Source organism: Actibacterium sp., from assembly GCF_055134745.1.
The window spans coordinates 1-16,493 of sequence record NZ_JBSRVX010000003.1 but is presented as its reverse complement, the minus strand read 5'-3'; the positions used below and the strand labels follow the sequence as shown (position 1 = coordinate 16,493).

Genomic DNA, 16,493 nt, shown 5'->3' with positions numbered 1-16,493 from the left:
TAATGCCGGGCCCTGCAGTTACAATTGTTATAAAATGATAAACTTTTCTGATCGGTGCGAACGCAGACAAGCCGCAAAACGCAACACCACCCAAAGTTGTATAACCATGCATGTCTCAGCAGTCGCAGGAGACAAAGATGACCGATCCGATAACCCTTTTGAGCAATCTGCGCCGCCCACGGCTTTTGATCCGCGCCGCCCGCTGCGGTCTGGCCGAATACCGGCGAGAGCGTGACCTGACGCGGCTTGTGCGGCCGTCCCGGTTGCTGCCGCCGCGACAGGCGCTGGGCGTTTTGCTGGAGCAGGAGGAGCAGATCGAACAATCGCGCCGGGCGGGCCAGTCGAGCTATTGCATCGCGCATCATATCGACCTGTTGATCGCGATGATGGCCGAAGCGCGGCTGATCCCGCAGCCCCAGCACCAGAACGAGGCTTGATACCGGCCCTGGCTAGCCGGTCCTACTTGCGCTTTGCAGGGCTGCGCATTATCAGCCCTGCATGACAAATCCATCGCATGACCGCCTTCTGATCATCGACTTTGGCAGCCAGGTGACGCAGCTGATCGCGCGCCGCCTGCGCGAGCTGAACGTCTATTGCGAAATTCACCCCTTCCAGAAGGTCACAGATGCCTTTCTGGCCGATTTCGGACCCAAGGCGGTGATCCTGTCGGGCGGCCCGGCCAGCGTGATCGACGCCGGATCGCCGCGCCCGCCGGCCTCGGTCTTTGATCTGGGCGTGCCGATCCTTGGCATCTGCTATGGCCAGCAGGTGATGATGCAGATGCTGGGCGGCAAGGTCGAGCGCGGCCATGGCACCGCCGAATTTGGCCGCGCCTATGTCACCCCCGCGGATGAACGGATAGACCTGCTGACCGGCTGGTTTCTGGAAGGGCGCGAACAGGTCTGGATGAGCCATGGCGACCACGTATCGGCCATCGCGCCCGGCTTTGCGGTTTACGGCACCTCGCCCAATGCACCCTTTGCGGTAACCGCCGATCTGTCGCGCAATTTTTATGCCGTGCAATTCCATCCCGAGGTGCATCACACCCCGAATGGCAAGACGTTGTACGAGAATTTCATCCGGCTGGCGGGCTTTACCGGCGACTGGACGATGGATGCCTACAAGGACGAGGCGATCCGAAAGATTCGCGAACAGGTCGGCGATGCCAAGGTGATCTGCGGGCTGTCGGGCGGGGTCGATTCATCGGTGGCCGCCGTGCTGATCCACGAAGCCATCGGCGATCAACTGACCTGCGTTTTCGTCGATCACGGGCTGTTGCGGCAGGGCGAGGCCGAAGAGGTCGTGAAAATGTTCCGCGACCATTACAACATGCCGCTTATCCATGCCGATGAGCAGGAATTGTTTCTGTCGGCGCTGGATGGCGTTTCCGACCCGGAAACAAAACGCAAGACCATCGGCAAGCTGTTCATCGACGTGTTCCAGAAACACGCGGCCGAGGTCGGCGGCGCGAAATTCCTGGCCCAGGGCACGCTTTACCCTGATGTGATCGAATCTGTGTCCTTCAGCGGCGGCCCGTCGGTCACCATCAAATCGCATCACAATGTCGGCGGATTGCCCGAAAAGATGGGCCTGAAACTGGTCGAACCGCTGCGCGAGCTGTTCAAGGACGAGGTCCGCGCCTTGGGCCACGAACTGGGCCTGCCCGCCAGCTTCATCGGCCGCCATCCGTTTCCCGGCCCCGGCCTCGCGATCCGTTGCCCGGGCGAGATCACCCGCGAAAAGCTGGAAATCCTGCGCAAGGCCGACGCGGTTTATATCGACCAGATCCGCCGCCATGGGCTGTATGATGACATCTGGCAGGCCTTTGTCGCCATCCTGCCGGTGCGCACCGTGGGCGTGATGGGCGACGGGCGGACCTATGATTTCGCCTGCGCCCTGCGCGCGGTGACATCGGTGGACGGGATGACGGCGGATTACTATCCCTTCACCCATGATTTTCTGGGTGAAACCGCGACGCGGATCATCAACGAGGTCAAGGGCATCAACCGCGTGACCTATGATATCACCTCCAAACCGCCGGGCACGATCGAATGGGAATGATCCCGCGCCATTGACCGGCTTGCGCCTGATGGCTACCACATGGGCCGGGGCAGAAACGGGATCAGGCGATGCTTTACCAATCGGCAAAAGACTGGCAGGCGGCAGACCGCAAGCGGGTGCTGCTGTTCGGCATGTCGGGCTTGGGCAAAACCCATCTGTCAACCCTGCTGCGCGATGCGGGGGGCTGGTTCCATTATTCGATCGATTACCGGATCGGCACCCGATACATGGGCGAACATATCGCCGACAATTTCAAACGCGAAGCGATGCGCGTGCCGCTGTTGCGCGATCTGCTGATGACCGACAGCGTGTTCATCCAGTCCAACATCACCTTCGACAATCTGGCGCCGTTGTCCACCTATCTGGGCAAGCCGGGCGATCCGGCCAAGGGCGGGCTGCGCTTTGCCGAATACCAGAAACGCCAGGAACAGCACCGCGTTGCTGAAATTAACGCGCTGCTGGACACGCCGCATTTCATCGACCGCGCGCAGGATCTGTATGGTTATGACAATTTCATCTGCGACAGCGGCGGATCAATCTGCGAGGTGGTCGACCCCGACGACCCCGCCGACCCGGTTCTGACAACGCTGGCCAAAAACCTGTTGCTGGTCTGGATCGAGGGCGACGAGGCCCATACCGACGCCCTGATCCGCCGCTTTGATCGCGCGCCAAAGCCGATGTATTACCAGCCCGAATTCCTGGTGCAGTGCTGGCAGGACTATCTTGCCCGACACGGCCAGACGGAAGCCCAGGTTGACCCCGATGCCTTCGTGCGCTGGACCTATGCGCGCGCCCTAGCCCACCGCGCGCCGCGCTATCGTGCGATGGCCGATCACTGGGGCATACGCATCAGCGCGCATGATGTGGCCAAAGTCACCACACAAGATGACTTTACGGCATTGATTTCCCGATCCCTTGAGGCCAGCGCCAAAACCACATAACTGATGCTTTCGCATAATTCAGGATCGTCCGATGCCCATAAAGCTGCCCTCATCCCTGCCCGCCTTCGACGTGCTGACACGCGAAGGGGTCATGGTGATGGAGGAAGGGCGCGCGGCCGAACAGGAAATCCGGCCACTGCGGATCGGGCTTTTGAACCTGATGCCCCGAAAAATTCAGACCGAAACCCAGTTCGCCCGCTTGATCGGGGCCACGCCGTTGCAGATCGAACTATCGCTGATCCGCATGTCGGAACATCAGGCCCGCAATACCGCCGCAGAACATATGGAAACCTTTTATCGTCCGTTTTGCGACGTTCTGGCCAGCGGCGAGAAATTCGACGGGCTGATCATCACCGGTGCCCCGATAGAGCATTTGCCTTTCGATCAAGTAACTTATTGGGATGAGTTGAAGCAGGTATTCGACTGGACGCAGACGCATGTTCATTCAACCTTTGGCGTCTGCTGGGGGGGGATGGCGATGATCAACCATTTCCACGGAGTCAAGAAGCACCTGCTGGATCACAAGCTGTTCGGTTGTTTCCGCCATACCAACCTGGCCCCATCCAGCCCCTATCTGCGCGGGTTTTCGGATGATTTCGTGATACCGGTCAGTCGCTGGACCGAGATGCGCCAGGAAGAGATCGACGCGGTTGCGGGCCTTGTCACCCTGCTGGGCAGCGAGCAGGCCGGCCCCTGCCTTGTGGAAGATACGGCGCACAGGGCATTGTATATATTCAATCATTTTGAATATGACAGCGACACCCTGAAACAGGAATACGACCGCGACATCGCCAATGGCACCCCGATCAACGTGCCGCAGAATTACTATCCTGATGACGACCCCAGCCGCCCGCCGCTGAACCGCTGGCGCAGCCATGCACATCTTCTGTATGGCAACTGGATCAACGAGATCTACCAGTCGACCCCGTTCGATCCGTCGCTGATCGGCACCTGAGGGTGGATTGCCGCGCCATGCAACGGCGTTCATACTGGCACAAACAAGATGAGGGAGCGCGGCCATGACACTGCCCTTTGACGGCGCCATCAGCGCCTTTGCCGAACACGAGGCCCCCAAGGAGATCCGCAAGGCCCTGCGGGACGGCGGCAAGAAAGATATCCTGTCCGACAGCTATCCCTATGACAAGGTCATGGACAAGGATGACTATCAGGACCAGCTCGACGATCTGCAGATCGAACTGGCCAAGTTCCAGGCCCATGTCCAGAAAACCGGCCAGCGTGTCGTGATCGTGTTCGAAGGCCGTGATGCAGCAGGAAAAGGAAGCACGATCAAGCGGTTCAGCGAAAATCTTAATCCTCGTGTCGCCCGTATCGTGGCCCTGTCCAAGCCAACCGATCGCGAGGCCGGGCAATGGTATTTCCAGCGCTATGTCGCGCAATTGCCCAGTGCGGGTGAAATCGCGTTTTTCGACCGCAGCTGGTATAACCGGGCGGTGGTCGAACATGTCTTCGGCTTTTGCACCCCCACACAGCGCGAACACTTCTTTTGCCAGTTGCCCGACTTCGAAGGCATGCTGGTCGAGGAAGGCCTGCATCTGGTCAAGCTGTGGCTCAATGTCGGGCGCGCCGAACAGCTCAAACGCTTTCTGGAACGTGAATCAGACCCGCTGAAACAATGGAAACTGTCGCAGATCGACATTGACGGGCTGAAAAGATGGGATGCCTATTCCGCCGCGATCCGGGAAACATTCGAGCGCAGCCATACCGATCAGGCCCCCTGGACCATCGTGCGCGCCGACGATCAGCGCCGCGCCCGGGTCGAGGCGATCCGGTTTGTGCTGCACGGGTTCGACTATCCCGGAAAATCGCACAAGGTCGTTCACGCGCCCGACCCCGCCATCGTCGGAGGCCCCGATATCTGGGATGTCTAAGCGCGGCTATCATCACGGAAATCTGCGGCAGGCCCTTGTCGATGCAGCACTGTCGCTGATCGAGGAAAAGGGCCCGCAAGGCTTTACCCTGTCAGAGGCCGCCAAGGTGGCCGGCGTGACCCCGGCGGCGGTCTATCGCCATTTTCAGGGCCGTGAAGACCTGATCGCCGAAGCGGCACGGCAAGGATATGAAATTTTTGCCGATCTGATGGAATACGCCTATGAGAAAGGCCAGCCATCGGCCCTGGCCAGCTTCGAGGCCACCGGACGCGCCTATCTGGCCTTTGCCCGCAAATATCCCGGCCATTACATGGCGATGTTCGAAAGCGGGATATCGGTCAACACCAACCCCGAACTGGCGCGGGTCGCGATGCGCGCCAACGGCATTCTGGAACGGGCGGCCGGCGATCTGACCAAACATATCCCCCCTGAAAAACGCCCACCGGCGGCAATGTTTTCGGCCCATATCTGGGCGATGAGCCACGGCGTCGTCGAACTATACGCCCGCGGCACACCTGGCGCGCGCACGCCCTTTCCACCCGAGGAATTGCTGGAAACCGGCATCGGGATCTATCTGCGCGGGCTGGGCCTGATCGCGCCCGACGCCTGAGACGGGCGGAAAAATCTTCCCGAAGATTTTTCGCATGGAAGAATTTTCGAGAAAATTCTTCGCCGATCCATGTTAGCGGAACAGCACCAGCGCGCGTTCATCCCAGCCCACACGGGTGCGTGCGCCCACCGCCAGAACATCGCGCCCGATCACATTGCGCATCGAAATCCGCACCGGCCGCGCCACCCCGTCCAGCCGCACATCGTAATAGGTCATGTCGCCGTAATAGACGACCTCTTCGACCACGCCCGGGGTTTCGCGGGCCGTGCCCTTCTGGCCCTCGAACAGCAAGGTCAGCGTTTCAGGGCGAAAGCCAACGCTGGCCTCGCCCCCGGCAATGGCGGCGGCGGCCTGCGCGGCGGGAATCGTGCAACGGCCAAGCCCGCCCACCTCGACCTCGAACTGGTCGCCGGTCTGCGACACTACCTGTGAAGGCAGAAAGTTCATCACCCCGATGAAATCGGCCACCCGGCGTGAATTGGGGCGGCGATACAGCACCTCGGGGTCGTCCATCTGGGCGATCTGGCCGTCGAACATCACCGCGATCCGGTCCGACATCACCAGCGCCTCTTCCTGATCATGAGTCACCAGAATGAAGGTGATCCCGACATGGCGCTGCAGCTTGATCAGTTCGACCTGCATCTGTTCGCGCATTTTCTTGTCCAGCGCCGAAAGCGGCTCGTCCAGCAACAGCACCTTGGGTTTCAGGATCAGCGCGCGGGCCAGCGCGACCCGCTGGCGCTGCCCGCCCGACAGGGCATGGGCCGCGCGCGCGCCATACCCCCCCAGCCCGACCATATCCAGCGCCTCGGCCACACGCGCGGCTTTCTCGGCCGCGGTGCCCGGTTCGCGCCGCAACCCGAACCCCACATTCTGCGCCACGCTCAGATGCGGAAAGATCGCATAGGACTGAAACACCATATTGGTCGGGCGCTGGTTGGCCGGCACGGTCGCCATATCCCGCCCGTCGATCAGCACGACACCTTCCGACACGGCCTCGAACCCGGCGATCACCCGCAACAGCGTGGTCTTGCCACAGCCCGACGGCCCCAACAGCGAGAAAAACTCGCCCGCTCTGATGGTGGCATTGATGCCGCGCAGCGCGTGATAGTCGCCATAATATTTCTGCACGTCGCGCAGCTCGATCATCGGTCTTTTCACAAGAAGCCCCCTGTATCCTGGCCGCCCGTTCGTTTGACGCCCCGGCGCCGGTAATATTCCGCAGCTGTCAGCAGGATCACCGACAAGGCCACCAGAATGGTGCCAAGGGCCATGATCACCGGCAGCTTCTGGGGAAAGCGCAGCTGGCTCCAGATATAGACCGGCAAGGTCGGCTCGCTGCCCGACAGAAAAAAGGCGATGATGAACTCGTCCAGGCTGATGGTAAAGGAAATCAGCAGCGACGACACGATCCCCGGCATGACCAGCGGCAGCGTGATCAGGCGAAACGTGCTCCACGGGGTTTCACCCAGGTCTATGGCGGCCTCTTCCAGCGACCGGTCCAGGTTCTGGAAGGCCGAATTCAGGATCGCGATGGAAAAGGGCGTGCACATCAGCACATGCCCGGCAATGATTGTCCAGCTTGACGGGTTGATGCCCAGAACCTTGGTCAGCACCACCAGCAGCGACACGGCCACGATGATCTCGGGCATGACCAGCGGCAGCATGATCAGGCCGGTGATGCCCTTCTTGCCGGGAAATTCATAGCGCGCGCCGGCCCGTGCGGCGCAGATGCCCAGCACGGTCGCCAGAATCGCAGTGGTCACCGCGATAGCCAGGCTGTTCAGAACGGCGGCATGCAGGGCCGGGATTTCGGCCAGTTGCGCGAACCAGTCCAGCGTGAATCCCGACAGCGGGAAAGCGATGATGGTTGAACTGTTGAACGCAAAAACCGGCAAAAGCAGGATCGGCGCATATAAAAACAGCAGATAAAAGACGGCATAGAACCGCAGCCAGCCGCCCTTCATCGGGCACCTCGCAGAAACCGGCGGTTCAGCGCGACGAAGATCAGCGCGATGGCCCCCACGATCAGCATCGCCAGAATGGCCAGCGTCGCCCCCATTGGGGCGTTGTTCAGTTTCAGGAACTGGGTCTGGATCATGTTGGAAATCATCAGCCCGCCCGGCCCGCCCACCAGTCGCGGCGTGACATAATCGCCGATAGTCGGGATGAACACGATCAGCACCGACGCCACCACGCCCGGCATCGCCAGCGGCAACGTCACCCGCAGGAAGGTGGTCACCCGGTTTTCACCCAGATCAAGCGAGGCCTCCAGCAGCGAGCGGTCGATCTTTTCCAGCGCAACGAAGATCGGCAGGATGGCAAAGGGCGCATAGGCATGGGCCAGCGTTATGACGACCGCATTGGCGTTATACAGGATCACCGTCAGTGGTTCGTCAATCAATCCAACGCCTTGCAGCGTGGTGTTCAGCACGCCGTTATAGCCAAGGATCACCTTCCACAGGAATACTCGGATCAGATAGGATGTCCAGAACGGGATGGTGATCAGGAAGATCCACAGCGATTTGCGCGCGGGCGGCACGTGAAACGACACGAAATAGGCAATCGGAAAGGCCAGCAGCACCGTGGCCACCGTCACCGATCCCGAGATCAACAACGAGCGCAGCATCAATTCGCGATACAGCGGATCGGTCAGCGCCTCGCGGTAATTGGCCAGCGTCGGGGTCTTGATGATGGTCAGGTAATCCTGCGTCCAGAAGCTGAACAAGGCGATCGTCGCCAATGGCACCGCCAGCAGGGCAAACGTGTAGATCAGCGGCGGGCTGATCAAAAGATAGCCACTGGCCGCGTCGCCCCTGCGCCAACGCCCAAGTCTGCCGCCCAGTTCAGCCATCAGACCCCATCGCCCCGATCCCCGTTTCCAGCCGGATGATTTCACCCAAATCGCGGCAAGTGCAAATGGAAAATTGCGCGCCCGCAGAACCGGTGCGATGTGGCGGGCGCGCGATGTGCTATTGCCCCGATACGGGCACGGTGAACTGTTCGCTCATCAGATCGTCGGGGGTAAACAGGCGGTATGGCCCCTGCCCGGTCAGCCTGAATTCGACACTGGGATATTGCGGATTCTGTGTGTTCCAGCTTGGGCTGATCGTTGCATCATAGCCGACGATGACATTGGGCTGGTTGTTCAGTGCGGTCAGCAGGGCTTCGGCCTTCTCGGGGGGCATTTTCAGAACGGCGGGAAACGGCGCAAGCTGGGCACGGATCGTGCCCTGAACCGTCAGCGGCATCCCGATCGAGGGATTGGCGCAAACCTGTTGGGTATAGTTCGGATTGCCCGACAGCGGATAGGCCTCTTGAGTGAAATCGTAGACACCCAGCGGGATCTGGCAATAGACGCGCACGGCCAGTTCACCGGTGCTGCCCTCGCTTTCGATGATCTTGGGCAGCCCGGCACGCACCTTGTCGCCCACCCGCCGGGCCTGGAACGGGGTCAGCTGACTGAACAACTGATTGCCCATCGCCGCCTGCAAGGGATTATTGTCCAGATTGCGTGTGATATACTGGTTCAGATTATCCGCGCTGGAATAGACGATATCGCGGATTTGCTGCGGCTCGAACAATGACAGCGCGCTGACCGCGACATTATCCTGTTTGAGGATCTCGGCATTGCCGCTCAGGGCGCTCAGCGCGGCAAGGCGGCCGACCCTGTAATTATAAAGGTTCTGATCCTGAACCTTGGGGTTATAGAAATTCGAGAACACGATGATGCGCCCATCCGCCGTGCGCAGCGGCATTTCATCGGCCTGTTGGGCGCTGGCCCCCGATGCGGCCGCCGAAAGGATCAGCGCGGCGGCCGATGCGATACGGCCGATCAGCCTGAACGGCGCCCGTAGCCGGGTTGGGTGTGTGATATCGGTCATGGTCATCCCCCGAATGATTTGTCGAACAATACAGCCAACAGGCCCCATACCCCTTGCGCATGGTCGGCAAAGCCCGCCCGGCCCTGAAATTGCGGCACAGCAATTCGCGCTACAGCCCCGATAATGCCCCCTCTGCCTTTCAAGTCAAGTCACGCGGGCCGCGCCTTTGCGCTGTATGGCTTGGCAAATTCCGGCGGATTGACGCAGTCAGGCGGGGTTCTGTCAAATTATCGCCTTGTCCGCCGGGCAAACTGACACAACCATCGCCAGGCCGGAACGAAACAGAATCGATATCATGCAATACAGGCGCGAAATTGACGGGCTGAGGGCCATTGCCGTCATCCCCGTTATTCTTTTTCATGCCGGATTTCAGGTGTTTGGCGGCGGTTATGTCGGCGTCGACGTGTTCTTCGTCATCTCCGGCTATCTGATCACCTCGATCCTGATTGCCGAACTGGAGCGCGGCGATTTCTCTGTCCTGCGCTTTTATGAACGCCGGGCGCGGCGCATCCTGCCCGCGCTTTTCACCGTTCTGGCCTGCAGCCTGCCCTTTGGCTGGGCCTGGATGGCGCCCTGGCAGTTCGACCAGTTCGCGCAAAGCCTGATCGCGGTTCTGTTCTTCGTGTCGAACGTCATATTCTGGCTGCAAAGCGGCTATTTCGATCAGGCCGCCGATCTCAAGCCACTGTTGCATACCTGGTCTTTGGCCGTCGAAGAGCAGTATTATCTGCTGTTCCCGCTGTTTCTGGCCCTGATCTGGCGCTTTGGGCGCAAGCGGGCTTTCTGGGCCACCGCCGCATTGGGCGCCCTCAGCCTGATCATCGCCGAATATGGCTGGCGGCAATGGTCGGGGGCGAACTTCTTTCTGATCTCAAGCCGCGCATGGGAATTGCTGGCCGGATCGGCCTGCGCCTTTGTGCTGGCGGGGCGCGCGCCGCGCGGGCATCAGGTGCTGTCGCTGGCGGGGCTGGGGTTGATCCTGTATGCGATCTTCGCCTTTGACGACACCACGCCGTTTCCGTCGCTTTATGCGCTGGCGCCCGTGGGGGGCACAGCCCTGATCATCCTGTTTTCCGGCCCCGAAACCTGGTCCACGCGCCTTTTGTCGCTGCGCGCCTTCGTCGGCTTGGGGCTGATCAGCTATTCGGCCTATCTGTGGCATCAGCCGCTGTTCGCCTTTGCGCGTATTCATTCGATATACGACCCCGGGCGCGGCGTGATGACCGCGCTGGCGGCTGCGGCGCTGGTTCTGGCCTGGGGGACGTGGCGTTTTGTCGAACAGCCCTTTCGCGGCAGACCGGCCCGATTGCTGCCCCGGCGCGGCCCGCTTTTCGCATCGGCGGGCGCGGTGGCGGCGGTGTTGGGCGCGGTGGCGATCTGGGTGCATCTGGGCGAGGGGCTGAAGTTTCGTGTGCCCGAGGCGGTGAATGCCCGCACCGCCGAGATCAAGAAGCTGCATCGTACCCGCGATACCCTGATCCGTGACGGCGAGTGCCATTTTAGCGGGAATGGCACCTATACAACGATCGGTCCGTTTCTGGCGCATTGGTACTGCCTTGCCGATGATGAGTCGGCGCTGCGCCCCTCACGCGTCATGGTGTTCGGCGACAGCCATGCCGCCGACAAGGTGTTTGCCCTGCATTCGGTCGGTATTGATGTCGGGCAGATGACCGGCAACAGCTGCCCGTTGCTGGCCATGCGCGATACCGATAATGCTTGCCGCCGCCTGCTGGGCGAGTTTCACGACCGGATGGCCGCGCTGGGGGCGACCACGGTGCTGATCGCCAACGCGCTGGATGGCCCCGAACTGAGCCTGCCCTATCTGCAGGCGGTTCTGGATGACTGGGCGGCCCGATATGCGCGCGTGATCTGGTTTTCACCCATGCCCGAATTCCCCGATTATCCCACCATCTATGCGCGTATGGGCCCGAAGGTTGGCCGCTTTATCCGGCGCGATCTGACATCGGCAGACAGCTTCGCGCGGCTGGTGCCGCAGCTTCGTATCCCGGCCAATGTCACGATCATTGATACGCTGGCCCTGTTTTGCGGCACCCGCCCCGATTGCGACCCGATCCTGAATGGCCAGACCCTGTTGCAGGACCACAGCCACCTGTCGCAGGCCGGCGCGCGGATGATGGGGCCGAAAATCGCCGCGGCACTGTCTGATATCCTGCCTGCGGACCAGTTTCCCGGGCTGCCTGAAAACTGACCGACAGCCCGAACAATCGCATATCCTGCTGGCGATTGTCTGGCCCGGCAGATCAATTCGCGTGGCGGATCATGCCAAACTTGCCTTCGCGCACAGGTGGGTCAATCTGCCCGGGCGGGGCGAAGATATCTGGAAGCAATATGCGATACAGACGCGAGATAGACGGTCTGCGCGCGGTGGCGGTGCTGCCGGTGATCCTGTTCCATGCCGGGTTGAACGTTTTCAGCGGCGGCTATGTCGGGGTCGATGTATTCTTTGTCATCTCGGGTTATCTGATCACCGCGATCCTGATCGCCGAGCTGGAGCGCCACGATTTCTCGATCCTGCGGTTTTATGAACGCCGCGCCCGGCGCATCCTGCCGGCGCTGTTTGTCGTCATGGCTTGCTGCATACCATTTGCCTGGGCCTGGATGACGCCCTGGCAGTTTTCGCAATTCGGCAACAGCTTGGTCGCCGTGGCATTGTTCGGATCGAATATCCTGTTCTGGTCGCAAAGTGGATATTTCGATGGTGCGGCCGCAGAAAAGCCGCTGTTGCACACTTGGTCACTGGCGGTCGAGGAACAATATTACCTGTTGTTCCCGCTGTTCCTGCTGCTGTTGTGGCGCCTGGGGCGGCGGCGGGTCTTCGTGGCGGTGGCGGTGATTGCCGTGCTTAGCCTGGGATTGTCGGAATATGCCGCGCGCGCCTACAAGGTTGCCAATTTCTTTCTGCCGCCCACCCGCGCCTGGGAATTGCTGGCCGGGTCGGCCTGCGCCTTTCTGTCGGTCGGCCGCCCCCAGCGCGCCGGTAACATGCTGTCGCTGGCCGGTCTTGGGCTTATCCTGCTCGCGATCTTCGCCTATGACGAACGCACACCTTTTCCGTCACTTTATGCCCTGGCGCCGGTGGGCGGCACTGCGCTGATCATCCTGTTTGCCGGGCCGGGAACCCTGGTGGCGCGCCTTTTGTCGCTGCGCGCCTTCGTCGGCTTGGGGCTGATCAGCTATTCGGCCTATCTGTGGCATCAGCCGCTGTTCGCCTTCGCGCGTATTCGCACATTCGGCGAACCGTCGATGGCGCTGATGATGTCACTGGCAGCCGCAGCCCTGGTTCTGGCCTGGTTCAGCTGGCGCTTTGTCGAACAGCCGTTTCGGACCAAGCCCGCGCCGTTTTTTGCGCGCCGGGCAAGTGTCTTTGCCGCGTCGGGCGTCGCAGGGGCGGCAATGATCGCAATCGGTATCTGGTTCAGCCTGGCGCCAGCCGCACCTGGCCGGTTGCCGCCCGCCGTGATGGACCGCTTCGCCGAATTGATAAAGATGGAGGAAGACCGCACCGCGATCCTGCGTGACGGTGAATGCCATTTCACTGGACGCGGGAAATATCAGCGCATCGGGCCTTTCATGGAAAACTGGGCCTGCCTGGGAAGGCGCGACCCGGCGCTGCCTGATCTGAACATCGTGGTCTTCGGTGACAGCCACGCCGCCAACCTTGCCTATGCGCTGCGCATGGCTGGTTTTGACGTGGGCCAGATGACCGGCAATGGCTGTTCGATGCTGGCAGATTTCTGGATTTCACATGACTGCCGCCAATTGCTGGCCGGTTTTCACCGGGTTGTGCCGCAGCGTGTTCCGGCCGATGGCGAAACAATGGTGATCCTTGGCAACCGCTATCTGGGGGGCGAGCGCACGCCCGCCTATATCCAGGCGGTCGTGAACGACTGGGCCAAGCGCTATGACCATGTCATCCTGATGGGGCCGATGCCGGAATTTCCGGAACTGCACAGGATCTATCCGTTCCTGGGGCCCGACATGGCCCCTGCCCTGCGGCTGGACATGTCCGCGGCAGAGGCGTTCAACCAGTCTGTCGCGCAGATCGACCTGCCCGCCAATGTCCGCGTGATCCCGATTGCCCCCATCCTGTGCGGTGACCGGCCGAAATGCTTCCCGATGCTGGACGGGCATGTGCTGTTGACCGATTACGGGCATCTCGCCCCCGAAGGTGCGCGGCTGATCGGCAAGGCGGTTCTTTCGGAACTGCGGCTTAGGCCGAAAGAATCCTGACCATATGAAAAAGGCCCGCGCAATGGCGGGCCTTTCGCATGACTTTGGCTGCCCTCAGCGCTTGGAGAACTGGAAGCTTTTGCGGGCCTTGGCCTTGCCGAACTTCTTGCGTTCCACCACGCGGCTGTCGCGGGTCAGGAAACCGGCGGCCTTCAGCGCGGCGCGCAGTTCGGGGTTATAGAGTTGCAGGGCCTTCGAGATGCCGTGCTTGACCGCACCGGCCTGGCCGGACAGACCGCCGCCCTTGACGGTGGCATGAACGTCGAACTGACCATCGACACCGGCCACCTGGAACGGCTGACGCAGGATCATCTGCAACACCGGGCGGGCGAAATAGACGGCCATTTCCTTGTCGTTGACGACAACCTTGCCCGAACCGGGCTTGATCCAGACGCGGGCGACCGCATCCTTGCGCTTGCCGGTGGCATAGGAGCGGCCCAGCGCATCGCGGACCGGTTCACGGGGGGCTTCAACGGCCGGGGCGACATCGCCTGACACGGCGGCCAGATCCTGCAGCGAATTCATTTGCTCGGTCATCATGCGCTCCGCGTGTTTTTCGGGTTCATGGATTTGACGTCCAGCACTTCGGGCTGCTGGGCCTCATGCGGATGTTCCGCTCCGGCATAGACGCGCAGATTGGTCATAACCTGGCGCGACAGCTTGTTGCCCGGCAGCATCCGCTGCACGGCCTTGGTCACGACGCGCTCGGGATGGGCGCCTTCCAGAACCTGGCGCGCGGTGCGGTGCTTGATGCCGCCCGGATGGCCGGTGTGCCAGAAGTATTTCTTGTCATCACGCTTCTTGCCAGTCATCTGCACCTTGTCGGCGTTGATGATGATGACATTATCGCCCATATCCATATGGGGCGTGAAAGACGGCTTGTGCTTGCCGCGCAGGCGCATGGCGACGATCGAGGCAAGACGGCCCAGAACGACGCCCTCGGCGTCGATCAGGATCCATTTCTTGTCGATATCCGCCGGGGTAGCGGTAAAGGTTTTCATATCTTGGACCTATCGGGGTTGTGATCGAAACGGCACCACGGCCGCCCGCAAACTTTGATGCGCCGGTTCTAAGCATTTCCGCGGCACAGTCAAGCGCCATCGCCTTTAATAAATTGTTTGATTTCAATGCATTAAAATAATGGTATTAAAATACCCCATAAGGCATCGCGAATATCTCTTCACGGACACGCCATAAAGAAACGGCGCGACGATCTGCACCGCCGCGCCATTCCTTCAGGTCATGAACCAAGCGCTCAGGTGCGGCGCAAAATCACCGGCAGGCTGTCGATCCCCACAACGAAGTTCGAAAACCGGCGCACCGGACGCGACAGTGATTCAACCGTCAGCCCGCGCGACAGAAGTTCCTGCCACAGGATGCGCAGCTGCATCTCGGCCAGACGATTGCCCAGACAACGGTGAATGCCAAAGCCAAAGGCGACATGCTGGCGCGGGTTATCGCGGTCAACCCGGAAATGATACGGCTCGGGGATCATGTCTTCGTCGCGGTTGCCCGACAGATACCACAGGATCACCTTGTCACCCTTCTTGATGTCGTGCCCCTTGAAGTTGATATCGGCGACCGCAGTGCGGCGCATATGGGCCACCGGCGTCACCCAGCGGATGATTTCCGGCACCATCTTGTCGACCAGTTCGGGATTGGCGCGCAGCTTTGCGTATTCCTCGGGGAATTCGTTCAGCGCGGCCACCCCGCCCGAGATCGAATTGCGCGTGGTGTCATTACCGCCCACCATCAGCAAGACCATCATGCCGAAGAACTGCTGGGGTTCCATATCGGAGGTGGCCGGTGAATGGGCCAGCATGGAAATCAGGTCGTGCTGCGGCGGTAGGTTCTTGCGTTCGTCATACAGACGTTTGAAATACTCGATGCAGGGTTTCATTCGCGCGAGCTTGTCATATTCGTCCTTGATCTCGGTCTGGCTGGCCAGATCAAGGTTCACAAGGTCGCTCCACTCGGTCAGCAGAAGGCGGTCTTCCATCGGGAAATCCATCAGTCTGGCAAGAACCCGGCCTGTGACTTCCACCGAAACCCGCGGCACAAGATCGAATTCCTCGTCGATCGGCAGCCCGTCCAGAACCTCGCAGATCTCGTGGCGGATTTCTTCTTCCAGCCGCTTGAGGTTGAACGGCGACACGATGGGGTTGACCACCTTGCGCTGTTCGTCATGCACCGGCGGATCAGCCGTGATAAAGCTTTTGCGGATGACATCCTGCGGCATTTCCTTGATCCAGATGCCCCCGACCGAGGCATCGTTGGAAAATACCTTGTGGTTCATTTCCACATCCATGATGTCCTTGTATCGCGTGATCGACCAATAGGGGCCGTATTGCGACTTGGTGTGGTAATAGATCGGCGCTTCGGCGCGAAAACGATCGAAGACCTGCCATTGGGTTTCGTCCACGAAACGCTGTTGTACGGATGGGTCAAGCTCGCTCAGCGGGATATCGTTGATAGAGCTGTCATGCAGTGCAGATTGGGCCATTTTATTCTCCTCCCAAAGAATTCTGATGGTCGCCTAGAAAATAATTCTAGATGGTCGCCTAGAATTGCTCGATCGGAAGATGAACGACCAGCCCGTCCAGGGCCTCGGTCATCTCGATCTGGCATCCCAGCCGACCGCGAAAATCAACCTCGGGCAAAAAAGTCAGCATCGACTCTTCCGCCTCGGAGCGGTTGCCGGTTTTTGCCAGCCAGGCCTCGTCAACGGCGATGTGGCAGGTGGCGCAGGCGCACATGCCGCCACAATCGGCGTCGATTCCGGGAATGTTGTTGTCCACAGCGGCGCGCATCACCGACTGTCCCAGCACGGCTTCCACTTCCTGTCTCTCGCCATCGG

16 protein-coding genes are annotated in these 16,493 nt (G+C 60.5%); 8 read left to right on the top strand and 8 right to left on the bottom strand.

Annotation, left to right across the window (positions count from 1 at the left end):
* Positions 1–137: 137 nt before the first annotated feature.
* The 6 genes from ACTCHC_RS00605 to ACTCHC_RS00580 all read left to right on the top strand — a co-directional run bounded on the left by ACTCHC_RS00605 (position 138) and on the right by ACTCHC_RS00580 (position 5,501).
* Entirely contained in the window at positions 138–437 is a 300-nt protein-coding gene (locus ACTCHC_RS00605; protein ID WP_463020504.1) for a DUF6477 family protein, read from the top strand.
* Between the two features lie 61 nt (positions 438–498).
* The gene (gene guaA, locus ACTCHC_RS00600; protein ID WP_463020503.1) at positions 499–2,061 is read left to right on the top strand and encodes a glutamine-hydrolyzing GMP synthase; all 1,563 of its coding nucleotides are present in this window, start codon (positions 499–501) and stop codon (positions 2,059–2,061) included.
* Positions 2,062–2,129: 68 nt separating this feature from the next.
* Positions 2,130–3,002, top strand: coding sequence for an ATPase (locus ACTCHC_RS00595; RefSeq protein WP_463020502.1), 873 nt, complete (start codon positions 2,130–2,132; stop codon positions 3,000–3,002).
* Between the two features lie 31 nt (positions 3,003–3,033).
* Positions 3,034–3,957, top strand: coding sequence for a homoserine O-acetyltransferase MetA (gene metA / locus ACTCHC_RS00590; protein WP_463020501.1), 924 nt, complete (start codon positions 3,034–3,036; stop codon positions 3,955–3,957).
* Between the two features lie 64 nt (positions 3,958–4,021).
* Entirely contained in the window at positions 4,022–4,891 is an 870-nt protein-coding gene (gene ppk2, locus ACTCHC_RS00585; RefSeq protein WP_463020500.1) for a polyphosphate kinase 2, read from the top strand.
* Complete coding sequence (locus ACTCHC_RS00580; protein WP_463020499.1) at positions 4,884–5,501, top strand: TetR/AcrR family transcriptional regulator; 618 nt, start codon at positions 4,884–4,886, stop codon at positions 5,499–5,501. The genes ppk2 and ACTCHC_RS00580 overlap by 8 nt, the downstream gene beginning before the upstream one ends.
* A gap of 72 nt (positions 5,502–5,573) precedes the next feature.
* Here the strand turns inward: ACTCHC_RS00580 and ACTCHC_RS00575 are convergent, their stop codons facing one another.
* The 4 genes from ACTCHC_RS00575 to ACTCHC_RS00560 form a co-directional block, all read right to left on the bottom strand.
* Positions 5,574–6,650: an ABC transporter ATP-binding protein gene (locus tag ACTCHC_RS00575; RefSeq protein ID WP_463020535.1), complete on the bottom strand. Its 1,077-nt coding sequence runs from the start codon at positions 6,648–6,650 to the stop codon at positions 5,574–5,576.
* A gap of 8 nt (positions 6,651–6,658) precedes the next feature.
* Positions 6,659–7,468 carry an ABC transporter permease gene (locus ACTCHC_RS00570; protein ID WP_463020498.1) on the bottom strand — a complete coding sequence of 270 codons (810 nt, stop codon included), beginning with the start codon at positions 7,466–7,468 and terminating at the stop codon, positions 6,659–6,661.
* Complete coding sequence (locus tag ACTCHC_RS00565; RefSeq protein ID WP_463020497.1) at positions 7,465–8,355, bottom strand: ABC transporter permease; 891 nt, start codon at positions 8,353–8,355, stop codon at positions 7,465–7,467. The genes ACTCHC_RS00570 and ACTCHC_RS00565 overlap by 4 nt, the downstream gene beginning before the upstream one ends.
* 118 nt (positions 8,356–8,473) lie before the next feature.
* A complete protein-coding gene (locus ACTCHC_RS00560; RefSeq protein WP_463020496.1) occupies positions 8,474–9,385 on the bottom strand; it encodes a hypothetical protein in 912 nt (303 codons plus the stop codon).
* 295 nt (positions 9,386–9,680) lie between these two features.
* Between ACTCHC_RS00560 and ACTCHC_RS00555 the strand changes: the two genes are divergently transcribed.
* Positions 9,681–11,594 (top strand): acyltransferase family protein, encoded by a 1,914-nt coding sequence (locus ACTCHC_RS00555; protein WP_463020495.1) that lies wholly within the window; start codon positions 9,681–9,683, stop codon positions 11,592–11,594.
* Positions 11,595–11,734: 140 nt separating this feature from the next.
* Positions 11,735–13,636, top strand: a complete 1,902-nt coding sequence (locus tag ACTCHC_RS00550; RefSeq protein WP_463020494.1) for an acyltransferase family protein — start codon at positions 11,735–11,737, stop codon at positions 13,634–13,636.
* Positions 13,637–13,690: 54 nt separating this feature from the next.
* Here the strand turns inward: ACTCHC_RS00550 and rpsI are convergent, their stop codons facing one another.
* The 4 genes from rpsI to ACTCHC_RS00530 form a co-directional block, all read right to left on the bottom strand.
* Positions 13,691–14,173, bottom strand: a complete 483-nt coding sequence (gene rpsI, locus ACTCHC_RS00545) for a 30S ribosomal protein S9 (protein WP_463020493.1) — start codon at positions 14,171–14,173, stop codon at positions 13,691–13,693.
* Positions 14,173–14,637 carry a 50S ribosomal protein L13 gene (gene rplM, locus ACTCHC_RS00540; RefSeq protein WP_463020492.1) on the bottom strand — a complete coding sequence of 155 codons (465 nt, stop codon included), beginning with the start codon at positions 14,635–14,637 and terminating at the stop codon, positions 14,173–14,175. Before rplM ends, rpsI begins: the two co-directional genes overlap by 1 nt.
* A gap of 254 nt (positions 14,638–14,891) precedes the next feature.
* On the bottom strand, positions 14,892–16,139 hold the full coding sequence (locus ACTCHC_RS00535) for a cytochrome P450 (protein WP_463020491.1): 1,248 nt from the start codon (positions 16,137–16,139) through the stop codon (positions 14,892–14,894).
* Between the two features lie 58 nt (positions 16,140–16,197).
* Positions 16,198–16,493: 2Fe-2S iron-sulfur cluster-binding protein (locus tag ACTCHC_RS00530; RefSeq protein ID WP_463020490.1), on the bottom strand; the 296-nt coding region annotated here is incomplete at its 5' end.

What these genes read in the sequence shown, in the direction of transcription:
- ACTCHC_RS00580 (WP_463020499.1), top strand. Translation starts at nt 4,884, where the DNA reads ATGTCTAAGCGCGGCTATCATCACGGAAATCTGCGGCAGGCCCTTGTC.
- guaA (WP_463020503.1), top strand. Translation starts at nt 499, where the DNA reads ATGACAAATCCATCGCATGACCGCCTTCTGATCATCGACTTTGGCAGC.
- ACTCHC_RS00565 (WP_463020497.1), bottom strand. Translation starts at nt 8,355, where the DNA reads ATGGCTGAACTGGGCGGCAGACTTGGGCGTTGGCGCAGGGGCGACGCG.
- rplM (WP_463020492.1), bottom strand. Translation starts at nt 14,637, where the DNA reads ATGAAAACCTTTACCGCTACCCCGGCGGATATCGACAAGAAATGGATC.
- ACTCHC_RS00605 (WP_463020504.1), top strand. Translation starts at nt 138, where the DNA reads ATGACCGATCCGATAACCCTTTTGAGCAATCTGCGCCGCCCACGGCTT.
- ACTCHC_RS00555 (WP_463020495.1), top strand. Translation starts at nt 9,681, where the DNA reads ATGCAATACAGGCGCGAAATTGACGGGCTGAGGGCCATTGCCGTCATC.
- metA (WP_463020501.1), top strand. Translation starts at nt 3,034, where the DNA reads ATGCCCATAAAGCTGCCCTCATCCCTGCCCGCCTTCGACGTGCTGACA.
- ACTCHC_RS00550 (WP_463020494.1), top strand. Translation starts at nt 11,735, where the DNA reads ATGCGATACAGACGCGAGATAGACGGTCTGCGCGCGGTGGCGGTGCTG.
- ACTCHC_RS00535 (WP_463020491.1), bottom strand. Translation starts at nt 16,139, where the DNA reads ATGGCCCAATCTGCACTGCATGACAGCTCTATCAACGATATCCCGCTG.
- ACTCHC_RS00570 (WP_463020498.1), bottom strand. Translation starts at nt 7,468, where the DNA reads ATGAAGGGCGGCTGGCTGCGGTTCTATGCCGTCTTTTATCTGCTGTTT.
- rpsI (WP_463020493.1), bottom strand. Translation starts at nt 14,173, where the DNA reads ATGACCGAGCAAATGAATTCGCTGCAGGATCTGGCCGCCGTGTCAGGC.
- ppk2 (WP_463020500.1), top strand. Translation starts at nt 4,022, where the DNA reads ATGACACTGCCCTTTGACGGCGCCATCAGCGCCTTTGCCGAACACGAG.
- ACTCHC_RS00575 (WP_463020535.1), bottom strand. Translation starts at nt 6,650, where the DNA reads ATGATCGAGCTGCGCGACGTGCAGAAATATTATGGCGACTATCACGCG.
- ACTCHC_RS00560 (WP_463020496.1), bottom strand. Translation starts at nt 9,385, where the DNA reads ATGACCGATATCACACACCCAACCCGGCTACGGGCGCCGTTCAGGCTG.
- ACTCHC_RS00595 (WP_463020502.1), top strand. Translation starts at nt 2,130, where the DNA reads ATGCTTTACCAATCGGCAAAAGACTGGCAGGCGGCAGACCGCAAGCGG.